Source organism: Enterobacter cloacae complex sp. 394I7, from assembly GCF_057320345.1.
In genome coordinates this window covers 1-20967 of the sequence record NZ_JBXWCR010000015.1, presented here as the reverse complement: position 1 = coordinate 20967, position 20967 = coordinate 1, and the positions used below count along the sequence as shown (strand labels likewise).

Sequence of the window (20967 nt, the reverse complement as noted above, 5' to 3'; positions counted from 1 at the left end):
CCAGATTGTGCTAACTCCGACGGGAGCAAATCCGTGAAAGATTTATTAAAGTTTCTGAAAGCGCAGACTAAAACCGAAGAGTTTGATGCGATCAAAATTGCTCTGGCTTCGCCAGACATGATCCGTTCATGGTCTTTCGGTGAAGTTAAAAAGCCGGAAACCATCAACTACCGTACGTTCAAGCCTGAGCGTGACGGCCTTTTCTGTGCACGAATTTTCGGGCCAGTAAAAGACTACGAGTGCCTGTGCGGTAAGTACAAGCGCCTGAAACACCGTGGTGTGATCTGTGAGAAGTGCGGCGTTGAAGTGACCCAGACCAAAGTGCGCCGTGAGCGCATGGGCCACATCGAACTGGCATCTCCAACTGCGCACATCTGGTTCCTGAAATCTCTGCCGTCCCGTATCGGCCTGCTGCTGGATATGCCGCTGCGCGATATCGAACGTGTTCTGTACTTCGAATCTTATGTGGTTATCGAAGGCGGTATGACGAACCTGGAACGCCACCAGATTCTGACCGAAGAACAGTATCTGGACGCGCTGGAAGAGTTCGGTGACGAATTCGACGCGAAGATGGGTGCGGAAGCTATTCAGGCCCTGCTGAAAAGCATGGACCTGGAGCAAGAGTGCGAGCAGCTGCGTGAAGAGCTGAACGAAACCAACTCCGAAACCAAGCGTAAAAAGCTGACCAAGCGTATCAAACTGCTGGAAGCGTTCGTTCAGTCTGGTAACAAACCAGAGTGGATGATCCTGACCGTTCTGCCGGTTCTGCCGCCAGATCTGCGTCCGCTGGTTCCGCTGGATGGTGGTCGTTTCGCAACGTCGGATCTGAACGATCTGTATCGTCGCGTTATCAACCGTAACAACCGTCTGAAACGTCTGCTGGATCTGGCTGCGCCGGACATCATCGTACGTAACGAAAAACGTATGCTGCAGGAAGCGGTAGATGCCCTGCTGGATAACGGTCGTCGCGGTCGTGCGATCACCGGTTCTAACAAACGTCCTCTGAAATCTTTGGCCGATATGATCAAAGGTAAACAGGGTCGTTTCCGTCAGAACCTGCTCGGTAAGCGTGTTGACTACTCCGGTCGTTCTGTTATCACCGTAGGTCCATACCTGCGTCTGCATCAGTGCGGTCTGCCGAAGAAAATGGCACTGGAGCTGTTCAAACCGTTCATCTACGGCAAGCTGGAACTGCGTGGCCTGGCCACCACCATCAAAGCCGCTAAGAAAATGGTTGAGCGTGAAGAAGCTGTCGTTTGGGATATCCTGGACGAAGTTATCCGCGAACACCCGGTACTGCTGAACCGTGCACCAACACTGCACCGTCTGGGTATCCAGGCATTTGAACCGGTACTGATCGAAGGTAAAGCTATCCAGCTGCACCCGCTGGTTTGTGCGGCATATAACGCCGACTTCGATGGTGACCAGATGGCTGTTCACGTACCGCTGACGCTGGAAGCCCAGCTCGAAGCGCGTGCGCTGATGATGTCTACTAACAACATCCTGTCTCCAGCGAACGGTGAACCAATCATCGTTCCTTCTCAGGACGTTGTATTGGGTCTGTACTACATGACCCGTGACTGTGTTAACGCCAAAGGCGAAGGCATGGTGCTGACTGGCCCTAAAGAAGCTGAGCGTATCTATCGCGCTGGCCTGGCCTCTCTGCATGCGCGTGTCAAAGTGCGTATCACTGAATATGAAAAAGATGCTAACGGCGAATTCGTCGCGAAAACCAGCCTGAAAGACACGACCGTTGGCCGTGCCATTCTGTGGATGATCGTACCGAAAGGTCTGCCTTTCTCCATCGTCAACCAGGCGCTGGGTAAGAAAGCGATCTCCAAAATGCTGAACACCTGTTACCGCATTCTGGGTCTGAAGCCGACAGTTATCTTCGCTGACCAGACAATGTACACCGGCTTTGCATATGCAGCGCGTTCAGGTGCATCTGTTGGTATCGATGACATGGTTATCCCAGAGAAGAAACACGAGATCATCTCTGAAGCGGAAGCCGAAGTTGCTGAGATCCAGGAGCAGTTCCAGTCTGGTCTGGTTACCGCGGGCGAACGCTATAACAAAGTTATCGATATCTGGGCTGCGGCGAACGATCGTGTATCCAAAGCGATGATGGATAACCTGCAAACCGAAACCGTGATTAACCGTGACGGCGTAGAAGAGCAGCAGGTTTCCTTCAACAGCATTTACATGATGGCCGACTCCGGTGCGCGTGGTTCTGCAGCACAGATTCGTCAGCTGGCAGGTATGCGTGGTCTGATGGCGAAGCCAGATGGCTCCATCATCGAAACGCCAATCACCGCGAACTTCCGTGAAGGTCTGAACGTACTGCAGTACTTCATCTCTACTCACGGTGCGCGTAAAGGTCTGGCGGATACCGCACTGAAAACAGCGAACTCCGGTTATCTGACGCGTCGTCTGGTTGACGTTGCGCAGGACCTGGTTGTGACCGAAGACGATTGTGGCACCCTCGAAGGTATCACCATGACCCCGGTTATCGAGGGTGGTGATGTTAAAGAGCCGCTGCGCGATCGCGTACTGGGTCGTGTAACCGCGGAAGACATTCTGAAGCCGGGTACCGCAGACATTCTGGTTCCACGCAACACGCTGCTGCACGAACAGTGGTGTGACCTGCTGGAAGCGAACTCTGTTGACTCTGTGAAAGTTCGTTCCGTTGTATCTTGTGACACCGATTTCGGTGTATGTGCGCACTGCTATGGTCGTGACCTGGCGCGTGGCCACATCATCAACAAAGGTGAAGCAATCGGTGTTATCGCGGCACAGTCCATCGGTGAACCGGGTACACAGCTGACGATGCGTACGTTCCACATCGGTGGTGCGGCATCTCGTGCGGCTGCTGAATCCAGCATCCAGGTGAAAAACAAAGGTAGCATCAAGCTCAGCAACGCGAAGTCTGTTGTTAACTCCGCAGGCAAGCTGGTTGTGACCTCTCGTAACACCGAGCTGAAGCTGATCGACGAATTCGGTCGTACCAAAGAGAGCTATAAAGTGCCTTACGGTGCTGTTATGGCGAAAGGTGATGGCGAGCAGGTTGCCGGCGGTGAAACCGTTGCAAACTGGGATCCACACACCATGCCGGTTATCACCGAAGTAAGTGGTTTCATCCGCTTCACTGACATGATCGACGGCCAGACCATTACTCGTCAGACCGACGAGCTGACCGGTCTGTCTTCTCTGGTCGTTCTGGACTCTGCTGAGCGTACTGCCGGTGGTAAAGATCTGCGTCCTGCACTGAAAATCGTTGATGCTCAGGGTAACGATGTTCTGATCCCTGGTACCGATATGCCCGCGCAGTACTTCCTGCCGGGTAAAGCGATTGTACAGCTGGAAGATGGCGTACAGATCAGTTCTGGTGACACCCTGGCGCGTATTCCTCAGGAATCCGGCGGTACCAAGGACATCACCGGTGGTCTGCCACGCGTTGCGGATCTGTTCGAAGCACGTCGTCCGAAAGAGCCTGCAATCCTGGCTGAAATCAGCGGTATCATCTCCTTCGGTAAAGAGACCAAAGGTAAACGCCGTCTGGTTATCACCCCAGTAGATGGCAGCGAGCCGTACGAAGAGATGATTCCTAAGTGGCGTCAGCTCAACGTGTTCGAAGGTGAACGTGTAGAACGTGGTGACGTGGTTTCCGACGGTCCAGAAGCGCCGCACGACATCCTGCGTCTGCGTGGTGTGCATGCTGTTACTCGTTACATCGTTAACGAAGTACAGGACGTATACCGTCTGCAGGGCGTTAAGATTAACGATAAACACATCGAAGTTATCGTTCGTCAGATGCTGCGTAAAGCAACCATCGATAGCGCGGGCAGCTCTGAGTTCCTGGAAGGCGAGCAGGTTGAATACTCACGCGTCAAGATCGCTAACCGCGATCTGGAAGCGAACGGCAAAATCGCTGCGACCTTCTCGCGCGATCTGCTGGGTATCACCAAAGCGTCTCTGGCAACCGAGTCCTTCATCTCTGCAGCATCGTTCCAGGAGACCACGCGTGTCCTGACCGAAGCCGCTGTAGCAGGTAAGCGTGATGAACTGCGCGGTCTGAAAGAGAACGTTATCGTGGGTCGTCTGATCCCGGCTGGTACCGGTTATGCGTACCATCAGGATCGTATGCGTCGTCGTGCTGCAGGCGAACTGCCAGCTGCACCGCAGGTAACTGCTGAAGATGCATCCGCGAGCCTGGCAGAGCTGCTGAACGCAGGTCTGGGTGGTTCTGACAACGAGTAATCGTTGATTCAGCAAATAAAAAACCCGCTTCGGCGGGTTTTTTTATGTCTGCATATTTTTCAGTTTATCAGCGGTAGCCGACGATACAGCTCAATCATATCGCCCGCCAGGTCCTGAATGACCATCGCGTTCATCAGGTGATCCTGAGAGTGGACGGTGATCAGGTTAACCGGCAGCTTTCCGGTCCCTTCATCAAGACCAATCAGCTGCGTCTGGATGGTGTGGGCATGTTTCACGTATTCACGCGACTCTTCCATCGCCTTTTCGGCTTCGTCAAAGTCGCCTTTACGGGCCATCTGCAACGCCGTAAGGGCAGCACTGCGCGCTGCTCCCGCGTTGACCAGCAGTTCCATGATCGTTGTTTCTAAATCTTCCACGGGTCACTCCAGTAATTTAAGCGCTTTTTCCAGGACGACATCACCTTTCATCATGCCGTAATCCATCATGTCGATCACCGCGACCTTTTTACCCAGCGGATCGGCCTGCGCCTGAAGTTTAGCCTGCTCGTATTTAACCTGTGGCCCCAGCAATACGATGTCAGCCGTCGCGATATTATCTTTAAACTCCGCAACCGGAACGGCCTTAATGGTGACTTCAACCCCTTTTTTCTGCGCGGCGTCTTTCATACGTTGAACCAGCATGCTGGTTGACATTCCCGCTGCACAGCATAAAACGATGTTCTTCATAATCAGCCTCGATCTACATGTGTTTATTGATAATTATCCCGTGCAGACCGCTTCAACAACCGCTTTACCGCGATTGTGTGTCAGGCATCACAAAGAAATGGGTGATTTTCTGAAACCGGTTACAATTTTGCATGAAAGCGCACGCTGCCCGTCGAAACGGACAGCGTGGGAGGGAAGAAATTAACGGATGGAGGTCTGAAGGATGCGGTTTTTACCCTGTTGTTTTGCGCTGTAAAGTGCGTTATCCACGCTCCCGACAAATTGCTCCAGCGGTTCGAAATGCCATTCCCCCAGGCCTGCACTGAACGTGACCTGCAGGTTTTCTTCCCGCCAGACGCGTTTTTCAATGGTGGTACGCCACGCTTCCAGCAACGAGATTGCATCAGCAATTTGCGCAGCCTGGAAGACCACCGCAAACTCTTCTCCACCATACCGGTACACCGAGATGTGGTGCGGTTGCATGATCTGGATCCCTTCACGCGCCACGTTACGCAGGACAATATCGCCGCTAAGGTGGCCCCAGGTATCGTTGATTGATTTGAAGTTATCGATGTCCACCAGCGCCAGTGCGAAAGGCTGTTGAGCCGCCATTAACTCTTCCACATCGGTATCGAACGCGCGGCGGTTTTTGCAGCCTGTTAGCGCATCGTGGGTTGCCTGGCGGACATATGCCATCTCACGCTCTTTATTCGACTGGATGGTATGACTCAGCATCGCTTCCAGACGCGGTGCCTGGCTGACATCGCCAGTTTTGATGGCGTTGATAATATGCATTAGCACGGTACGCGAGGCATGGCGAAGGTATAAACCGAAGAGAATGATAATAATCGCCGCCAGTGCAAATCCCCAGCCAACGATAGTGGTTTCGTGGCGGGTAATATCCGTCAGGGTCGCGCCAGAGACCCGGTAGATGACAAACCAATCCGGGTTAGTGAAGGAGTAGTAGTAATACCAGGTTTTACTTTTCCGGTCGTATAAATGACCCTCGCCGCTGGTCATTTTGTCCATCAGCGCTTCGCTCACGTATTTTTTGAACAGCGCGCCCGTATCAGGATGAAGCACCACGGTTCCGTCGCGCTCGACGACGAAGAATTCCCCTTGTACAGGAGCCACCATCTGTCGAAGGGTATACCCCATCGACGCCAAATCAAGATGAAAGGCGAGCGTTCCCTTGAGTCTGCCTTCTGTTGAAATCAACGGCTTATAAAGCGTGACCGTTGGATGCCCGGTAAAGTAGTCCATATAAGGGTGGGTATAATGGCTGAAAATACTGGCTTCCGCGTGGGCGACAAACCACGGGCGCGTCCGCGGATCGACGTTTTTACTCTTTTCCGTGGGAGGCGCTTCTGGAGCGTGCAAATAATGCCCCTCCGTGTCGGCCAGCGAGATGGATGACACGGTCGGCATCAGGTTTTGCAAATGCATCAACATCTGCAACCCTTGCGTCGGGTTGACGTTCAGCGTCTCATTCAGTATCTCGTTGCGGGAAAAGTACATCGCGGAACGACCAAGAATATAGTCGTTTTCACGCAACATTGATTCGGTATAGTTAACCGCCAGATTATGCGTGAAATTACCATTAATTTTATGATAATCCTCAAGAAAATCCTTTCGCTGCGAAAGCGTAACCACGACAGCGATCAGTGCAAAACTGCACAGTATCCCCGCGAAGCTGGCCATTATTGGCCGGGTAAAAGAGAGTTTTCTGCTGTGAAGTGCCATGAGTTGTACATCATTCCTGAGGGTGAATGCTTTTCGTCTGCCGATATCCTCTCAGCATAGTCGCAGTCCTGCGGTTAGCTGTGAATTATACGGAACACGATTTCAGACGAGATGATTTATCTTAAGAATGGCTAAGAAATTACTCATAAAATCAGAAATTCAGTGTGCACGATAAGTCAGAGGCAGGGCGAAACGAGGAAGAAGCTTTTCGCCCTGGTCAGCGTCCGTTGCTGACCACATGACAATAAAAAACCGGACGATAGCTGACAATCATCCGGTTGTGACTCTCCGTGCCGCCTCGTTTTATTTCTGCGGAGTTGCAGTATGTTTCAGCGTAATTGCGAGGCTCTTCCCAGCCAGCTGTCCCAGTCTTTCCAGACCGGCTGCAGCCCCTGCGCGCTCAGGGCCGCGGCGACCGCTTCCGGACGTCGTCCATCATGCGGGGCAAACTGCTCCAGTTCAGGGTGATCATCGGCGTAACCGCCCGGCTGTGTTTTGGAAAATGCGCTCACGTTGTTTATCGCAAGCGGGATCACGCGGTCGCGGAACGCCGGTGATTCACGTGTTGAGAGCGATAATTCAACCTCCGGGGCAAGCAGGCGAAACGCGCAGATCGTTTGTACCAGCTGGCGCTCGTCCATGAGTGAGGCCGGTTCAATCCCGCCGGCACACGGGCGCAGCCGGGGGAAGGAGATGGAGTAGCGGCTCTGCCAGTAGTGCTGCTGAAGCCACAACAGATGTTCCGCCACCATGTAGCAATCCACGCGCCAGCTATCGGAAAGCCCAATCAGCGCACCAAGGCCAATTTTGTCGATCCCGGCACGTCCGAGCCTGTCCGGCGTTTCAAGGCGGAAGAAGAAGTCCTGTTTCTTGCCCTTCAGGTGATGCCGGGCGTAGGTCGCTTCGTGGTACGTTTCCTGATAGACCATCACTCCATCCAGTCCGAGCGTTTTGAGCTCCGCATACTCATCCTGCGACAGGGGCTGCACTTCCATCTGCAACGAGGCGAACTGACGACGAATGGCAGGAAGGTGCTGGCGGAAATAGTCCATTCCGACTTTGCCCTGGTGCTCACCGGTGACCAGCAGGAGATGCTCGAAGCCCATTTCCCGGATCGCCGCACACTCGCGCGCGATTTCCTCCTCATCAAGCGTCTTACGCTTAATGCGGTTGCTCATGGAGAAGCCGCAGTAGGTACAGTCATTGGCGCACAGGTTTGAGAGATAGAGCGGGACGTAAAAGCTCACCGTGTTGCCAAAGCGCTGTCGGGTGAGACGCTGGGCGTGCTGGGCCATCGACTCCAGATAAGCGCTGGCCGCAGGGGAGAGCAGGGCCATTAAATCGTCGCGGGTCAGATGGCGCGCATTCAGTGCGCGCTCGACGTCGACCGGCGTTTTGCTGTTGATGCGCAGGGCAATGTCGTCCCAGTTAAGCTGCCGCCAGCGGTCGGTAAAGGTGGTCATGAGATTGCCTCCAGAAAACCGGTCAGCGGGCTGGTGGCCTGCGCCTGAAAACTGCGCGAGCCAGGGCCTGATTGCCGTGCCAGCAGGCCAGCCTCCACCGCCATGCGAAACGCGCGCGCCATCATGACCGGATCGTCGGCAACCGCGATGGCCGTGTTCACCAGCACCGCATCCGCCCCCATCTCCAGCGCCTGTGCGGCATGGCTTGGTACGCCAATACCCGCATCCACCACCACCGGCACGGTGGCCTGCTCAATGATGATCTCCAGCATCGCCCGGGTTTCCAGCCCCTGGTTGGAGCCAATAGGCGCGCCCAGCGGCATAACGGCGGCGCAGCCAACGTCTTCCAGACGTTTGCAGAGTACCGGATCGGCACCGCAGTAAGGCAGAACGATGAACCCTTGTTGTACCAGCTTTTCTGCCGCTTTCAGCGTCTCGATCGGGTCGGGCAACAGCCAGCGAGCATCCGGGTGAATTTCCAGCTTCAGCCAGCGTGTGCCGAGCGCTTCACGCGCCAGTTGGGCGGCGAAAATGGCCTCTTCGGCCGTTTTCGCGCCGGAAGTATTTGGCAGTAGCGTGACGCCAGCTTCCAGTAAAGGCGCCAGAATGGCATCACTGTGATGGCGCAGATCCACGCGCTTTAACGCCAGCGTGACCAGCTGGCTGCCGCTTTCACGGATGGCATCGACCATCAGCTGGGGTGATGCGAATTTCCCGGTTCCGGTAAACAGATGTGAATCAAAGACTTTATCGGCAATACGTAACATCTCAGCCCCCTGCGATAACCTGAAACAGCAGGATCTGGTCGCCTTCACTGACCTGCTGATGTTCCCACTGCTCGCGCGGCAGGATCTGTTGATTGAGCGCCAGCGCCGTTCCCGGCTTGAGCTGGCGAAGCTTATCGAGCAGCACGGCAACGGTGAGCCCGTCCTCGCATTTCATCGGCTCATCGTTAAACAGAATGCGCATTGCCGCCTCCACATACCGGGCAGTGGCTGGCGCGGTGTAACGCCAGATGACGCCAGCCGCTGGAACGAGCGTCAAATAACCGCAACGTGTTGCGCTCGGTCTCCATTCCGCTGAGCAGCTTGATGGCCTCGAGCGCCTGCAGGGTACCCATCACCCCCACAACCGGGCCAAGAATGCCCGCGGTGCGACAGTTACGCTCTGGCTCAGCATCGTCTGGCCACAGACAGCGATAGCAGCCCTGCGCCCACGGCGGTGTCAGGACCATCATCTGCCCGCCGAATCCCACCGCGCTGGCGGTGATAAGCGGCGTATTTTTTGCGACACAGGCGGCGTTGATCGCCTGGCGGGTTGCCATGTTGTCGGTGCAGTCCAGCACCACGTCGGCCAGGGCGACTTCTCGGAGCAGACTGTCGCCGCTGAGCCGCTCCTGACACGCAATGAGCTCAATATCCGGGTTCAGCTGGTTCAGACGCTGGCGGGTAATGTGTACTTTGGGCTGGTTGATATCCTCGGTGGTGAAGAGGATTTGACGCTGCAGGTTGCTAAGATGCACCTCGTCGTCATCGGCCAGTACCAGCGTGCCCACGCCTGCACCGGCCAGATAGAGCGCGGCAGGCGCGCCTAATCCGCCCAGCCCGACAATCAAAACCCGGCTGGCGAGCAGCTTTTGCTGCCCGTCAATGGCGATATCCTCCAGCAGGATCTGGCGGCTATAGCGCATAAAGTCACGATCATTCATCGCCTGCTCCTGCCAGTTGTAAGAGCTGCCGGGTGGCGGCCTGCCAGTCTGCGGCCTGGGTGATGGCACTGACGACGGCGATACTGCCGACACCGGTATCCAGCACGGCCGGCGCGCGTTCAAGGCTAATCCCGCCGATGGCCACGGTCGGGTACTGCGCAAGACGCTTCACGTGAGCCGCCAGCTGTGCCAGCCCTTGTGGCGCGGAGGGCATCTGTTTAGTTTGCGTCGGGAAGACGTGTCCAAGCGCAATGTACGAAGGGCGAGCCGCCAGCGCCACGTCAATCTCCATATCGTCATGGGTCGAGACACCCAGGCGCAAACCGGCTTCCCGGATGGCATTCAGGTCTGTGGTCTCCAGGTCCTCCTGACCCAGATGCACGCCGTAGGCCTGGTGCTTTATCGCCAGTCGCCAGTAGTCGTTGATAAACAGGCGGGCGTGATACCGACGCCCCAGCGCGATGGCGGCGGCGACATCGTTCTCCACCTCCTCATCGCGTTTATCTTTGATGCGTAGCTGCAGCGTGCGTACACCAGCCTCCAGCAGGCGGGCAATCCACTCCACGCTATCCACCACCGGGTAGAGCCCTAAACGAAAGGGCACGGGTGGGAAATCGGGCTGGTACATTACGCCTCCTCTTTTTTGAGGTAGATTTCGCCGCCTTTCGCGCGGAAGGTTTCTGACATATCCGCCATGCCCACTTCAATGGTTTGCGCGGCGGCGTAGTCACGCACTTCCTGGCTGATCTTCATCGAGCAGAATTTTGGCCCACACATGGAGCAGAAATGGGCCACTTTGCCGGACTCCTGCGGCAGGGTTTCGTCGTGATAGGCGCGGGCGGTAAACGGGTCGAGCGCGAGGTTAAACTGATCTTCCCAGCGGAATTCAAAGCGGGCCTTCGACATCGCGTTATCGCGAATTTGCGCGCCCGGATGGCCTTTCGCCAGGTCCGCAGCGTGGGCGGCAATTTTGTAGGTGATAAGCCCCTGCTTCACGTCCTCTTTGTTGGGCAGACCGAGGTGCTCTTTTGGCGTCACATAGCAGAGCATGGCGCAACCGAACCAGCCGATCATCGCCGCACCAATTCCGGAGGTGAAGTGGTCGTAACCCGGGGCAATATCGGTGGTCAACGGCCCCAGGGTATAGAATGGTGCTTCATGGCAGTGCTCCAGTTCTTCCGTCATATTGCGGCGGATCATCTGCATGGGGACATGGCCCGGGCCTTCAATCATCACCTGCACGTCATACTCCCAGGCGATTTTGGTCAGCTCGCCCAGCGTGTGCAGTTCAGCAAACTGCGCTTCGTCGTTGGCATCACGAATGGAACCAGGGCGCAGGCCGTCGCCCAGCGACAGCGAGACGTCGTAAGCGGCACAGATTTCGCAGATCTCGCGGAAGTGTTCGTAGAGGAAGTTTTCCTGATGATGAGACAGACACCACTTCGCCATGATTGAGCCCCCGCGCGAGACAATGCCGGTCAGACGCTTCGCGGTCATCGGCACGTAGCGCAGCAGCACCCCCGCGTGGATGGTGAAGTAGTCTACACCCTGTTCAGCCTGCTCCAGCAGCGTGTCGCGGAACGCTTCCCAGGTGAGGTTTTCAGCGATACCGTTCACTTTCTCCAGCGCCTGATAGACCGGCACCGTTCCGATAGGCACCGGGCTGTTACGCAGGATCCACTCGCGGGTTTCGTGGATATAACGCCCGGTGGAGAGATCCATTACCGTGTCCGCGCCCCAGCGCGTTGACCAGACCAGCTTCTCGACCTCTTCTTCGATGGAGGAGGTGACCGCGGAGTTACCGATATTGGCGTTGACCTTCACCAGGAAGTTGCGGCCGATAATCATCGGTTCGGATTCCGGGTGATTGATGTTGGCGGGGATAATCGCGCGGCCAGCGGCCACCTCATCGCGCACAAACTCCGGGGTGATGTTTTCCGGCAGGCGGGCACCGAAACCTTCGCCCGGATGCTGGTGGCGCAGCACTTCGCTACGGATGCGCTCACGGCCCATATTTTCACGGATGGCGATAAACTCCATCTCTGGGGTGACGATCCCCTGACGCGCATAGTGCAGCTGGGTGACGCATTTGCCCGCTTTCGCACGTTTCGGCGTCAGCAGGCCCGCGAAGCGCAGTTCGTCCAGGCCGTCGTCGGCCAGACGCTCTTTGGTGTAGGCAGAGCTGCGAACCGTCAGTTCTTCGCAGTCGTTACGCGCGTCAATCCAGCGCTGGCGAAGTTTTGCCAGCCCCTGCTGCACGTTAATGGCCACATCAGGATCGCCGTATGGGCCAGACGTGTCGTAGACTGGCACGGCTTCGTTGTCTTCATACTGCGGGTTTTCTTTGCTGCCGCCAAGAAGCGTCGGGCTAAGCTGGATTTCGCGCATCGGAACGCGGATATCCGCCTGAGAGCCGGTGATGTAAATACGCTTAGAGTTCGGGAAAGCGGTGCCTTCCAGGGTGTCGATGAAGTGTTGGGCGTGTGCGCGCTGTTCGCGGCGGGTCAGTTTAGTAGTAGACATAGCTCATTCCAAAAGTGAAGGACATGGCTTGTCAGACGACGGATGAAGCAAGAGGAGATCGCCCGGGGGCGATACTACAGCAGTTTTACTCTTGTTCCCTTCGCAGGTATTAGCCTGATCAGGTTCCGCGGATCCCGAATTAACGGTCTCAGCCCGTGCTTTCACACTGGGCACTCCGACAAGAAATTTACACGCCATCGTTCGCGCTATCGCATGAATGATTTCGTGTAATACCCCCTCCTGAGAGGGGCGAATGTTTGTAAACTACTCGTTAACGATTAAGAACTCAAGCAGGCCGCGCGATGTTATCTTCGTTGCTGGCCTTAGAATCGTTATCCAGCACGAGAGCGATCAGCTTATCTTCCAGCGAGAATCGCTCTTCCAGCGCTTCGCCGAGATCGGACAGCGCCTGTTGAAACTCAAGGTAGTTGTCGTGATCGATGGCGTTCTCGAGGGTGGAATCGTAGTAATTCATGATCTGCTGGGTATTGGCTTCCAGCAGCGGGTAGAGTTTGGATGCCGTTAAATACGGGCTAGTGCCTTCCATTTCGCGGATAATGCGTTCATAAATATTGAAATGGCCGTCGGACAGGTAGTCGACCAGGCTCTGACAAAAATCATCCAGCGCTTTTTCATTCAGCCGCATAAACGATTCTTTGCCAGGCTTAATACCGACCAGATTGTAATAAGCCACGAGTAGATGCTTGCGCACATGTAGCCAGCGATCCACCAGTTTGTTACTTCCTCTAACGCGCTCAGTCAGGCTTTCTAGCTGGTTTAACATGTTCGACTCCGCAAGGTTTAGAATTGATTCTGCTTATCCAAAATGTAACCACAATGCTAACAACATGTCAGTGAAGCGAAGGTAGTGCAATAGATATGGATCGTATTATTGAAAAATCAGATCTGGGTTGGTGGATTGTCAGTCACGAACAAAAATTATGGCTGCCCGGTGGGGAAATACCCCATGGCACTGCCGATCGTTTCGATCTCGTTGGTCAGCCTGCACTGAAGATCGGCGAGTGGCAAGGGGAGCCGGTGTGGTTGATCCAGCAGCCTCGCCGCCAGGACATGGGATCCGTTCGTCAGGTGCTGGATCTCGATGTGTGCCTGTTCCAGCTGGCAGGCCGTGGCGTGCAGTTGGCCGAGTTTTACCGATCGCATAAATACTGCGGCTACTGCGGGCATACCATGCACCCGAGCAAAACCGAGTGGGCCATGCTCTGCAGCCACTGCCGTGAACGCTATTATCCGCAGATTGCGCCGTGCATTATCGTCGCTATCCGGCGTGACGATTCCATTCTGCTGGCGCAACATACCCGCCATCGCAACGGCATTCATACTGTTCTTGCCGGGTTCGTTGAAGTGGGCGAAACGCTGGAGCAGGCGGTGGCGCGTGAAGTGATGGAAGAGAGCGGGATCCGGGTGAAGAACCTGCATTACGTGACGTCTCAGCCGTGGCCGTTCCCGCAGTCGCTGATGACGGCGTTTATGGCCGAATACGATAGCGGTGAGATTGTTATCGACCAGAAAGAGCTGCTGGACGCGAACTGGTACCGTTATGACGATTTGCCACTGTTACCCCCGCCGGGAACGGTAGCCCGTCGGCTGATAGAAGATACCGTGGCAATGTGTCGGGCCGAGTATGAGTAGTGTTACACTCACGGACTGACGCAATAAGGAACTGCAAAATGACCGAACTGAAGAACGATCGTTATCTGCGTGCGCTGCTGCGCCAGCCCGTTGATGTCACCCCGGTGTGGATGATGCGCCAGGCGGGGCGCTATCTGCCAGAGTACAAAGCCACGCGTGCGCAGGCGGGTGATTTTATGTCGCTGTGCAAAAATGCCGAGCTGGCCTGCGAAGTGACGCTCCAGCCGCTGCGCCGCTACCCGCTGGATGCCGCTATTCTCTTTTCGGACATTCTGACCATTCCGGATGCCATGGGCCTTGGGCTCTATTTCGAAACCGGTGAAGGTCCGCGTTTCACCTCCCCGATCAAAAGCAAAGCCGACGTTGATAAGCTGCCGGTACCGGATCCTGAGCAGGAGCTGGGGTATGTGATGAACGCCGTGCGCACAATTCGCCGTGAACTGAAAGGCGAAGTGCCGCTGATTGGCTTCTCAGGCAGCCCGTGGACGCTGGCGACCTATATGGTGGAAGGTGGCAGCAGCAAAGCCTTTACCGTCATTAAAAAGATGATGTACGCGGAGCCACAGGCGCTGCATACGCTGCTCGACAAGCTGGCGAAGAGCGTCACACTCTATCTTAACGCGCAGATTAAAGCAGGCGCGCAGTCGGTGATGATTTTCGATACCTGGGGCGGCGTGCTGACCGGGCGCGATTACCAGCAGTTCTCGCTGTATTACATGCATAAAATCGTCGATGGCCTGCTGCGTGAAAACGAAGGTCGCCGGGTGCCGGTGACGCTGTTCACCAAAGGCGGCGGGCAGTGGCTGGAAGCCATGGCCGCAACCGGCTGTGACGCGTTGGGTCTCGACTGGACAACCGATATTGCCGATGCGCGCCGTCGCGTGGGTGACAAAGTGGCGCTGCAGGGCAACATGGACCCGTCTATGCTCTATGCTCAGCCTGCCCGTATTGAGGAAGAGGTGGCCTCCATTCTTGCTGGTTTCGGCCAGGGCGAAGGACACGTGTTCAACCTCGGGCACGGTATTCATCAGGATGTACCGCCAGAACACGCTGGCGCGTTTGTGGAGGCGGTGCACCGACTTTCTGCACATTATCATCAGTAAGGAGTGGTTATGGATCTCGCGTCATTACGCGCTCAACAGATAGAACTGGCCTCATCCGTGATCCGTGAGGATCGTCTGGACACAGACCCGCCGCAGTACATTGGCGGAGCAGATGTGGGGTTTGAGCAGGGAGGTGAAGTGACGCGGGCGGCAATGGTGCTGCTGAAGTATCCCTCGCTGGAACTGGTGGAGTACAAGGTGGCGCGTATCGCCACCACCATGCCGTACATTCCTGGCTTTCTCTCATTCCGTGAATATCCCGCGCTGCTGGCAGCGTGGGAGCAACTCTCGCAAAAACCCGACCTGCTGTTTGTCGACGGCCATGGTATCTCTCATCCGCGCCGCTTAGGCGTCGCCAGCCATTTTGGGCTGCTGGTGGATGTCCCCACCATCGGTGTGGCTAAAAAACGTCTGTGCGGTGCGTTTGAGCCGCTCTCCGCCGAGCCAGGCGCGCTGGCACCTCTCATCGATAAGGGTGAGCAACTGGCGTGGGTCTGGCGCAGTAAAGCGCGTTGTAACCCCCTGTTTATCGCCACCGGGCATCGGGTGAGCACGGACAGTGCGCTGGCGTGGGTGCAGCGCTGCATGAAAGGGTATCGCTTACCGGAGCCCACCCGCTGGGCTGATGCGGTAGCGTCAGGGCGTCCGGCTTTTACGCGTTGGCAAGAAATTCAGTGATGATTCAGGTAAACTGCGGCTAATTTTCGATTCGAGACCTCATCATGCTACAAAACCCGATTCATCTGCGCCTTGAGAAGCTGGAAAGCTGGCAGCACGTGACTTTTATGGCTTGCCTGTGCGAGCGCATGTATCCCAACTATGCCGCGTTCTGCAAGCAGACAGGCTTTGGTGAAGGGCAGATTTATCGCCGCATCTTGGATTTAATCTGGGAGACGCTGACGGTCAAAGACGCTAAGGTGAACTTCGACTCTCAGCTTGAAAAGCTTGAAGAGGCGATCCCGGCGGCGGATGACTACGACCTGTATGGTGTCTATCCGGCCATTGATGCCTGCGTGGCATTAAGCGAACTGATTCATTCCCGTCTGAGCGGTGAAACGCTGGAGCATGCTATCGAAGTCAGCAAGGCATCCATTACGACCGTCGCGATGCTGGAAATGACCCAGGAAGGTCGGGAAATGACCGACGAAGAGCTGCGAGTGAACCCCGCGGTTGAGCAGGAATGGGATATCCAGTGGGAAATTTTCCGCCTGCTGGCAGAGTGTGAAGAACGCGATATTGAGCTGATAAAAGGGCTCCGTGCGGACTTACGTGAGGCTGGTGAGAGCAATATTGGTATAATTTTTAACCAATGAGACAACAAAACTTGATATAACGCTCGTTTTGTCGCTCCTCGACTCTTCCCTTTCGCCCCTTGTCTGGTCTACATTTGGGGGGCGAAAAAAAGTGGCTATCGGTGCGTGTATGCAGGAGAGTGCTTTTTTGGCATTTTCGTCGCACTCGATGCTTAGCAAGCGATAAACACATTGAAAGGATAACTTATGAACAAGACTCAACTGATTGATGTAATTGCGGACAAGGCTGATCTGTCTAAAGTGCAGGCTAAAGCTGCTCTGGAATCTACCCTGGCTGCTATTACTGAGTCTCTGAAAGAAGGTGATGCTGTACAACTGGTTGGTTTCGGTACCTTCAAAGTGAACCACCGCGCTGAGCGTACTGGCCGCAACCCGCAGACCGGTAAAGAAATCAAAATCGCCGCAGCTAACGTGCCGGCATTTGTTTCTGGTAAAGCACTGAAAGACGCTGTTAAGTAAGACGCGTGGCAGTGAACAGTTTTAACGAAGGGGCGGCAACGCCCCTTTTGTATGTCTGGCGCGGTCTTTTCGCGCTGGCGGGCGTGATGTTTCTGTCCGCCTGTAGCCACGACACCTCTCTGCCACCGTTTACCGCCAGCGGCTACGCTGACAACCAGGGTGCGGTGAGGATCTGGCGCAAAGATTCTGGCGGCGAAGTGCATCTGCTTTCTGCTTTCAGTCCGTGGCATAACGGCAATACGTCGACCGCGGAGTATCGCTGGCAGGGCGATGACCTGTCGCTGATAGAACTGAATGTCTACAGCAAGACCCCCGAACATGTGAAAGTGCGTTTTGATGACCATGGCGAGCTGAGCTTTATGCAGCGGGAAGTCAGCGGTCAAAAACAGCAGCTTTCCAGCGATCAAGTCGCACTCTATCGTTATCGTGCCGAACAAATCCGCCAGACCAGCGATGCGCTGCGTCAGGGACGCGTTGTGCTGCGCCAGGGGCGCTGGCATGCCGATGGCACGGTAACAACCTGCGAAGGGCAAACCGTTAAGCCTGAGCTTGAAGCCTGGGCAACCGAACATATTGAGCGCCGTCAGCGGCATTCATCCATGGAAGTGAGTGTGGCGTGGCTGGAAGCGCCGGAAGGTTCTCAACTGCTGCTGGTCGCGAACGAAGACTTCTGCACCTGGCAGCCGACTGAAAAGAGTTTTTGAGTGACGTCCCCTCTCCCTGACGGGAGAGGGGCTGGCAGAAGAATTACTCGCCCTGCTCACGCGCAATTGCGCGATAGCCGATATCCTGGCGGCTAAAGCTACCGTCCCAGTGAATATCTGCCATCAGCGCATAGGCACGCTTCTGTGCTTCTGCAACGGTGTGACCCAGCGCGGTCGCGCACAGTACACGGCCGCCATTGGTCAGCACGCGATCGTCGTCAGACAGCTTTGTGCCGGCGTGGAATACCTTCGCGCCTTCCAATTCTTCCAGCGGTAAACCGTGGATCTCATCACCGGTATTGTAATTGCCCGGATAACCGCCTGCAGCAATCACCACGCCCAGAGAAGCACGTTCATCCCACTCAGACGTTTTCTCATCCAGCTTACCTTCACAGGCGGCAAGACACAGTTCCACCAGGTCAGATTTCATGCGCAGCATGATTGGCTGTGTTTCCGGATCGCCGAAGCGGCAGTTGAACTCAATCACCTTCGGATTGCCCTGTTTGTCGATCATCAGGCCTGCATAGAGGAAACCGGTGTAAGTATTACCTTCAGCAGCCATGCCTTTGACGGTTGGCCAGATAATGCGGTCCATGGTGCGCTGATGCACTTCGTCAGTGACCACAGGGGCAGGGGAGTAAGCGCCCATACCGCCGGTGTTCGGCCCGGTATCTGCATTGCCAACGCGTTTATGATCCTGGCTGGTGGCCATCGGCAGAACATGCTCGCCGTCGACCATCACGATAAAGCTCGCCTCTTCACCGTCAAGGAACTCTTCAATCACGATGCGATGGCCCGCATCGCCAAAGGCGTTGCCTGCCAGCATATCCTGAACCGCGGCTTCGGCTTCCTCGAGCGTCATCGCTACGATAACGCCTTTACCGGCGGCCAGACCGTCGGCTTTGATAACGATAGGCGCACCTTTTTCACGTAAGTAAGCCAGGGCTGGCTCTACTTCGGTGAAATTCTGATATTCCGCCGTCGGGATGTTATGACGTGCGAGGAAATCTTTGGTGAAGGCTTTCGAACCTTCCAGCTGTGCAGCCCCTTCCGTTGGGCCGAAGATTTGCAGGCCAGCAGCCCGGAAGGCGTCAACGACGCCAATCACCAGCGGCGCTTCCGGACCCACGATGGTCAAATCGATTTTCTCCTGCTGAGCAAAGCTCAACAGGGCCGGGATATCGGTCACGCCGATAGCGACGTTCTGTAACGTGGGTTCCAGCGCAGTACCGGCATTACCCGGTGCCACAAAGACGGTTTTCACCTGCGGCGACTGGGCCGCTTTCCACGCCAGAGCGTGCTCGCGCCCGCCATTACCAATGACTAATACTTTCATTTTCTGCTCCGTGGATTAATGGCGGAAGTGACGCATGTCGGTGAAGATCATCGCAATACCGTGTTCGTCAGCAGCGGCAATGACTTCGTCGTCACGGATTGAGCCGCCAGGCTGGATAACACAGGTAATGCCCACTGCAGCAGCAGCGTCGATACCGTCACGGAACGGGAAGAAGGCGTCAGAGGCCATTGCCGAGCCTTTCACTTCCAGACCTTCATCGGCCGCTTTGATACCGGCAATTTTCGCGGAGTAAACGCGGCTCATCTGGCCTGCGCCTATTCCGATGGTCATGTTCTCTTTTGCATAGACAATCGCGTTGGATTTCACGAACTTCGCAACCTTCCAGCAGAACAGCGCGTCACGCAGTTCCTGCTCGGTAGGCTGGCGTTTCGTCACGACGCGCAGATCGCCCGCGGTGACCATGCCCAGATCGCGATCCTGAACCAGCAGACCGCCGTTCACGCGTTTGAAGTCCAGACCCGGTACGCGCTCAGCCCACTGGCCGCACACCAGTACGCGCACGTTCTGTTTTGCCGCGGTGATTTTCAGGGCTTCGTCGGATGCAGAAGGAGCGATGATCACTTCGACAAACTGACGGGAGATGATGGCCTGTGCTGTGTCAGCGTCCAGCTCGCGGTTGAAGGCGATAATGCCGCCGAATGCGGAGGTTGGGTCGGTTTTATACGCGCGATCATAGGCGTCGAGAATGGAGGTGCTTACCGCTACGCCACATGGGTTCGCGTGCTTCACGATTACGCAGGCGGGTTCACTGAACGCTTTCACGCACTCGAGCGCTGCATCGGTGTCAGCGATGTTGTTATAGGAGAGTGCCTTGCCCTGAACCTGCTGTGCGGTCGCAACAGAGGCTTCTTTTACCTCTTCTTCTATATAGAAGGCAGCCTGCTGGTGGCTGTTCTCTCCGTAACGCATATCCTGCTTCTTAATGAAGTTCAGGTTCAGCGTACGCGGGAAGCGGCCGGAAGGTTCAGTGCTTTCGCCATGATAAGCAGGCACCAGGCTACCGAAGTAGTTGGCGATCATGCTGTCGTACGCGGCGGTGTGCTCGAATGCTTTGATGGCGAGGTCGAAACGCGTCTCCAGCGTCAGCGACCCTTCGTTGGCATCCATCTCATTAATAATGGTGTTGTAGTCGCTGCTCTTCACCACGATGGCAACATCTTTATGGTTCTTAGCCGCTGAGCGCACCATGGTTGGGCCGCCGATATCAATGTTTTCGACGGCGTCTTCCAGAGAGCAGCCTTCGCGGGCAACGGTCTGCGCGAACGGGTAGAGGTTAACGACGACCATGTCGATTGGCGCGATATCATGCTTTTCCATAATGCCGTCGTCCTGGCCGCGACGGCCAAGAATACCGCCGTGGACCTTCGGGTGCAGGGTCTTGACGCGTCCATCCATCATTTCCGGAAAACCGGTGTAATCGGACACTTCGGTTACCGGCAGACCTTTCTCTGCTAACAGGCGAGCGGTACCACCTGTAGAAAGCAGCTCCACACTGCGTGCAGAAAGTGCCTGAGCGAATTCGACGATACCGGCTTTATCAGAAACACTGAGCAGAGCGCGGCGGACTGGACGACGTTGTTGCATGGTAAATCCCCTGGATTTCACGATTACAGAGAGCGTTAGATGAATTTTCCAGCGAAAAACTCATCTAACACACCTGACGAGGCATCCTTGTTAAGCGCGAGCATTTTAACGAAAACGTTTGCGCAACGCTCGCGAATTTTCATTTTTTCGTATCTCTGTGGATAAGTCTGTGTGTAAAAGGGTATAAGGCGGGGTTTTGCTGGGGAATGCAGCAGTCAGTCATTTTTCTGTCATTTAGCGGTTGCGGCCTGCAGAGAACTCCCTATAATGCGCCTCCATCGACACGGCGGATGTGAATCACTTCACAGTTAACCCGGTCGGTTGAAGAGAAAAAATCCTGAACATCAGGGTTGACTCTGAAAGAGGAAAGCGTAATATACGCCACCTCGCGACGGTGAGCTGTAAGCCGCGTCGCAACTGCTCTTTAACAATTTA

18 protein-coding genes, 2 pseudogenes and 1 riboswitch are annotated in these 20967 nt (G+C 55.5%); of the genes and pseudogenes, 7 read left to right on the top strand and 13 right to left on the bottom strand.

Going from position 1 to position 20967, the window contains the following annotated elements; genetic code table 11:
• Positions 1-33: 33 nt before the first annotated feature.
• The gene (gene rpoC / locus AC2FAP_RS23760; RefSeq protein ID WP_014168156.1) at positions 34-4257 is read left to right on the top strand and encodes a DNA-directed RNA polymerase subunit beta'; all 4224 of its coding nucleotides are present in this window, start codon (positions 34-36) and stop codon (positions 4255-4257) included.
• Positions 4258-4316: 59 nt separating this feature from the next.
• Here rpoC and AC2FAP_RS23755 read toward each other — a convergent pair whose 3' ends face one another.
• The 10 genes from AC2FAP_RS23755 to AC2FAP_RS23710 all read right to left on the bottom strand — a co-directional run bounded on the left by AC2FAP_RS23755 (position 4317) and on the right by AC2FAP_RS23710 (position 13143).
• Positions 4317-4634: a PTS lactose/cellobiose transporter subunit IIA gene (locus AC2FAP_RS23755; RefSeq protein ID WP_014168157.1), complete on the bottom strand. Its 318-nt coding sequence runs from the start codon at positions 4632-4634 to the stop codon at positions 4317-4319.
• A 3-nt stretch (positions 4635-4637) separates the two neighbouring features.
• Positions 4638-4943 (bottom strand): PTS sugar transporter subunit IIB, encoded by a 306-nt coding sequence (locus AC2FAP_RS23750; protein WP_014068453.1) that lies wholly within the window; start codon positions 4941-4943, stop codon positions 4638-4640.
• Between the two features lie 180 nt (positions 4944-5123).
• On the bottom strand, positions 5124-6665 hold the full coding sequence (locus tag AC2FAP_RS23745; RefSeq protein WP_333170092.1) for a sensor domain-containing diguanylate cyclase: 1542 nt from the start codon (positions 6663-6665) through the stop codon (positions 5124-5126).
• Between the two features lie 329 nt (positions 6666-6994).
• Complete coding sequence (gene thiH / locus AC2FAP_RS23740) at positions 6995-8128, bottom strand: 2-iminoacetate synthase ThiH (protein WP_422714558.1); 1134 nt, start codon at positions 8126-8128, stop codon at positions 6995-6997.
• Positions 8125-8895 (bottom strand): thiazole synthase, encoded by a 771-nt coding sequence (gene thiG, locus AC2FAP_RS23735; RefSeq protein ID WP_014168160.1) that lies wholly within the window; start codon positions 8893-8895, stop codon positions 8125-8127. The genes thiH and thiG overlap by 4 nt, the downstream gene beginning before the upstream one ends.
• Before the next feature lies 1 nt (position 8896).
• Positions 8897-9097, bottom strand: a complete 201-nt coding sequence (gene thiS / locus AC2FAP_RS23730) for a sulfur carrier protein ThiS (protein ID WP_014168161.1) — start codon at positions 9095-9097, stop codon at positions 8897-8899.
• The gene (locus tag AC2FAP_RS23725; RefSeq protein WP_279260108.1) at positions 9081-9836 is read right to left on the bottom strand and encodes a HesA/MoeB/ThiF family protein; all 756 of its coding nucleotides are present in this window, start codon (positions 9834-9836) and stop codon (positions 9081-9083) included. The genes thiS and AC2FAP_RS23725 overlap by 17 nt, the downstream gene beginning before the upstream one ends.
• A complete protein-coding gene (gene thiE / locus AC2FAP_RS23720) occupies positions 9829-10464 on the bottom strand; it encodes a thiamine phosphate synthase (RefSeq protein ID WP_049022679.1) in 636 nt (211 codons plus the stop codon). The genes AC2FAP_RS23725 and thiE overlap by 8 nt, the downstream gene beginning before the upstream one ends.
• Positions 10464-12359 carry a phosphomethylpyrimidine synthase ThiC gene (thiC, locus tag AC2FAP_RS23715; RefSeq protein ID WP_149376851.1) on the bottom strand — a complete coding sequence of 632 codons (1896 nt, stop codon included), beginning with the start codon at positions 12357-12359 and terminating at the stop codon, positions 10464-10466. The genes thiE and thiC overlap by 1 nt, the downstream gene beginning before the upstream one ends.
• A 78-nt stretch (positions 12360-12437) precedes the next feature.
• Positions 12438-12547, bottom strand: a riboswitch (TPP riboswitch).
• A 98-nt stretch (positions 12548-12645) separates the two neighbouring features.
• Complete coding sequence (locus AC2FAP_RS23710) at positions 12646-13143, bottom strand: Rsd/AlgQ family anti-sigma factor (protein WP_014168165.1); 498 nt, start codon at positions 13141-13143, stop codon at positions 12646-12648.
• Between the two features lie 95 nt (positions 13144-13238).
• On the opposite strand from AC2FAP_RS23710, the pseudogene nudC reads away from it, so the two are divergent.
• Positions 13239-13991, top strand: a pseudogene (nudC, locus tag AC2FAP_RS23705) (NAD(+) diphosphatase); the annotation flags it as partial.
• On the opposite strand, the pseudogene AC2FAP_RS23700 reads toward nudC, so the two are convergent.
• Positions 13960-14049: pseudogene (locus AC2FAP_RS23700) on the bottom strand (hypothetical protein); the annotation flags it as partial. The pseudogenes nudC and AC2FAP_RS23700 sit on opposite strands and share 32 nt — an antisense overlap.
• A gap of 1 nt (position 14050) precedes the next feature.
• Between AC2FAP_RS23700 and hemE the strand changes: the two are divergent.
• From hemE to AC2FAP_RS23675, 5 genes are all read left to right on the top strand, one after another.
• Positions 14051-15115: a uroporphyrinogen decarboxylase gene (hemE, locus tag AC2FAP_RS23695; protein ID WP_020882986.1), complete on the top strand. Its 1065-nt coding sequence runs from the start codon at positions 14051-14053 to the stop codon at positions 15113-15115.
• Between the two features lie 9 nt (positions 15116-15124).
• Entirely contained in the window at positions 15125-15793 is a 669-nt protein-coding gene (gene nfi / locus AC2FAP_RS23690) for a deoxyribonuclease V (RefSeq protein ID WP_025206412.1), read from the top strand.
• A gap of 44 nt (positions 15794-15837) precedes the next feature.
• Complete coding sequence (locus AC2FAP_RS23685) at positions 15838-16428, top strand: YjaG family protein (protein ID WP_014168169.1); 591 nt, start codon at positions 15838-15840, stop codon at positions 16426-16428.
• Positions 16429-16614: 186 nt separating this feature from the next.
• Positions 16615-16887, top strand: a complete 273-nt coding sequence (gene hupA, locus AC2FAP_RS23680; RefSeq protein ID WP_002445246.1) for a nucleoid-associated protein HU-alpha — start codon at positions 16615-16617, stop codon at positions 16885-16887.
• Between the two features lie 11 nt (positions 16888-16898).
• Positions 16899-17591 (top strand): DUF1481 domain-containing protein, encoded by a 693-nt coding sequence (locus AC2FAP_RS23675; RefSeq protein ID WP_449541473.1) that lies wholly within the window; start codon positions 16899-16901, stop codon positions 17589-17591.
• A gap of 43 nt (positions 17592-17634) precedes the next feature.
• On the opposite strand, the gene purD is transcribed toward AC2FAP_RS23675, so the two are convergent.
• Both purD and purH read right to left on the bottom strand, forming a co-directional pair.
• Positions 17635-18927: a phosphoribosylamine--glycine ligase gene (purD, locus tag AC2FAP_RS23670; protein ID WP_410395730.1), complete on the bottom strand. Its 1293-nt coding sequence runs from the start codon at positions 18925-18927 to the stop codon at positions 17635-17637.
• A gap of 15 nt (positions 18928-18942) precedes the next feature.
• Positions 18943-20532 (bottom strand): bifunctional phosphoribosylaminoimidazolecarboxamide formyltransferase/IMP cyclohydrolase, encoded by a 1590-nt coding sequence (gene purH / locus AC2FAP_RS23665; protein WP_449541472.1) that lies wholly within the window; start codon positions 20530-20532, stop codon positions 18943-18945.
• Positions 20533-20967: the final 435 nt, after the last annotated feature.

Coding starts and splice junctions, on each gene's coding strand:
- AC2FAP_RS23750 (WP_014068453.1), bottom strand. CDS start 4,943: ATGAAGAACATCGTTTTATGCTGTGCAGCGGGAATGTCAACCAGCATG.
- AC2FAP_RS23745 (WP_333170092.1), bottom strand. CDS start 6,665: ATGGCACTTCACAGCAGAAAACTCTCTTTTACCCGGCCAATAATGGCC.
- thiH (WP_422714558.1), bottom strand. CDS start 8,128: ATGACCACCTTTACCGACCGCTGGCGGCAGCTTAACTGGGACGACATT.
- thiG (WP_014168160.1), bottom strand. CDS start 8,895: ATGTTACGTATTGCCGATAAAGTCTTTGATTCACATCTGTTTACCGGA.
- thiS (WP_014168161.1), bottom strand. CDS start 9,097: ATGCGCATTCTGTTTAACGATGAGCCGATGAAATGCGAGGACGGGCTC.
- AC2FAP_RS23725 (WP_279260108.1), bottom strand. CDS start 9,836: ATGAATGATCGTGACTTTATGCGCTATAGCCGCCAGATCCTGCTGGAG.
- thiE (WP_049022679.1), bottom strand. CDS start 10,464: ATGTACCAGCCCGATTTCCCACCCGTGCCCTTTCGTTTAGGGCTCTAC.
- thiC (WP_149376851.1), bottom strand. CDS start 12,359: ATGTCTACTACTAAACTGACCCGCCGCGAACAGCGCGCACACGCCCAA.
- AC2FAP_RS23710 (WP_014168165.1), bottom strand. CDS start 13,143: ATGTTAAACCAGCTAGAAAGCCTGACTGAGCGCGTTAGAGGAAGTAAC.
- hemE (WP_020882986.1), top strand. CDS start 14,051: ATGACCGAACTGAAGAACGATCGTTATCTGCGTGCGCTGCTGCGCCAG.
- nfi (WP_025206412.1), top strand. CDS start 15,125: ATGGATCTCGCGTCATTACGCGCTCAACAGATAGAACTGGCCTCATCC.
- AC2FAP_RS23685 (WP_014168169.1), top strand. CDS start 15,838: ATGCTACAAAACCCGATTCATCTGCGCCTTGAGAAGCTGGAAAGCTGG.
- hupA (WP_002445246.1), top strand. CDS start 16,615: ATGAACAAGACTCAACTGATTGATGTAATTGCGGACAAGGCTGATCTG.
- purD (WP_410395730.1), bottom strand. CDS start 18,927: ATGAAAGTATTAGTCATTGGTAATGGCGGGCGCGAGCACGCTCTGGCG.
- purH (WP_449541472.1), bottom strand. CDS start 20,532: ATGCAACAACGTCGTCCAGTCCGCCGCGCTCTGCTCAGTGTTTCTGAT.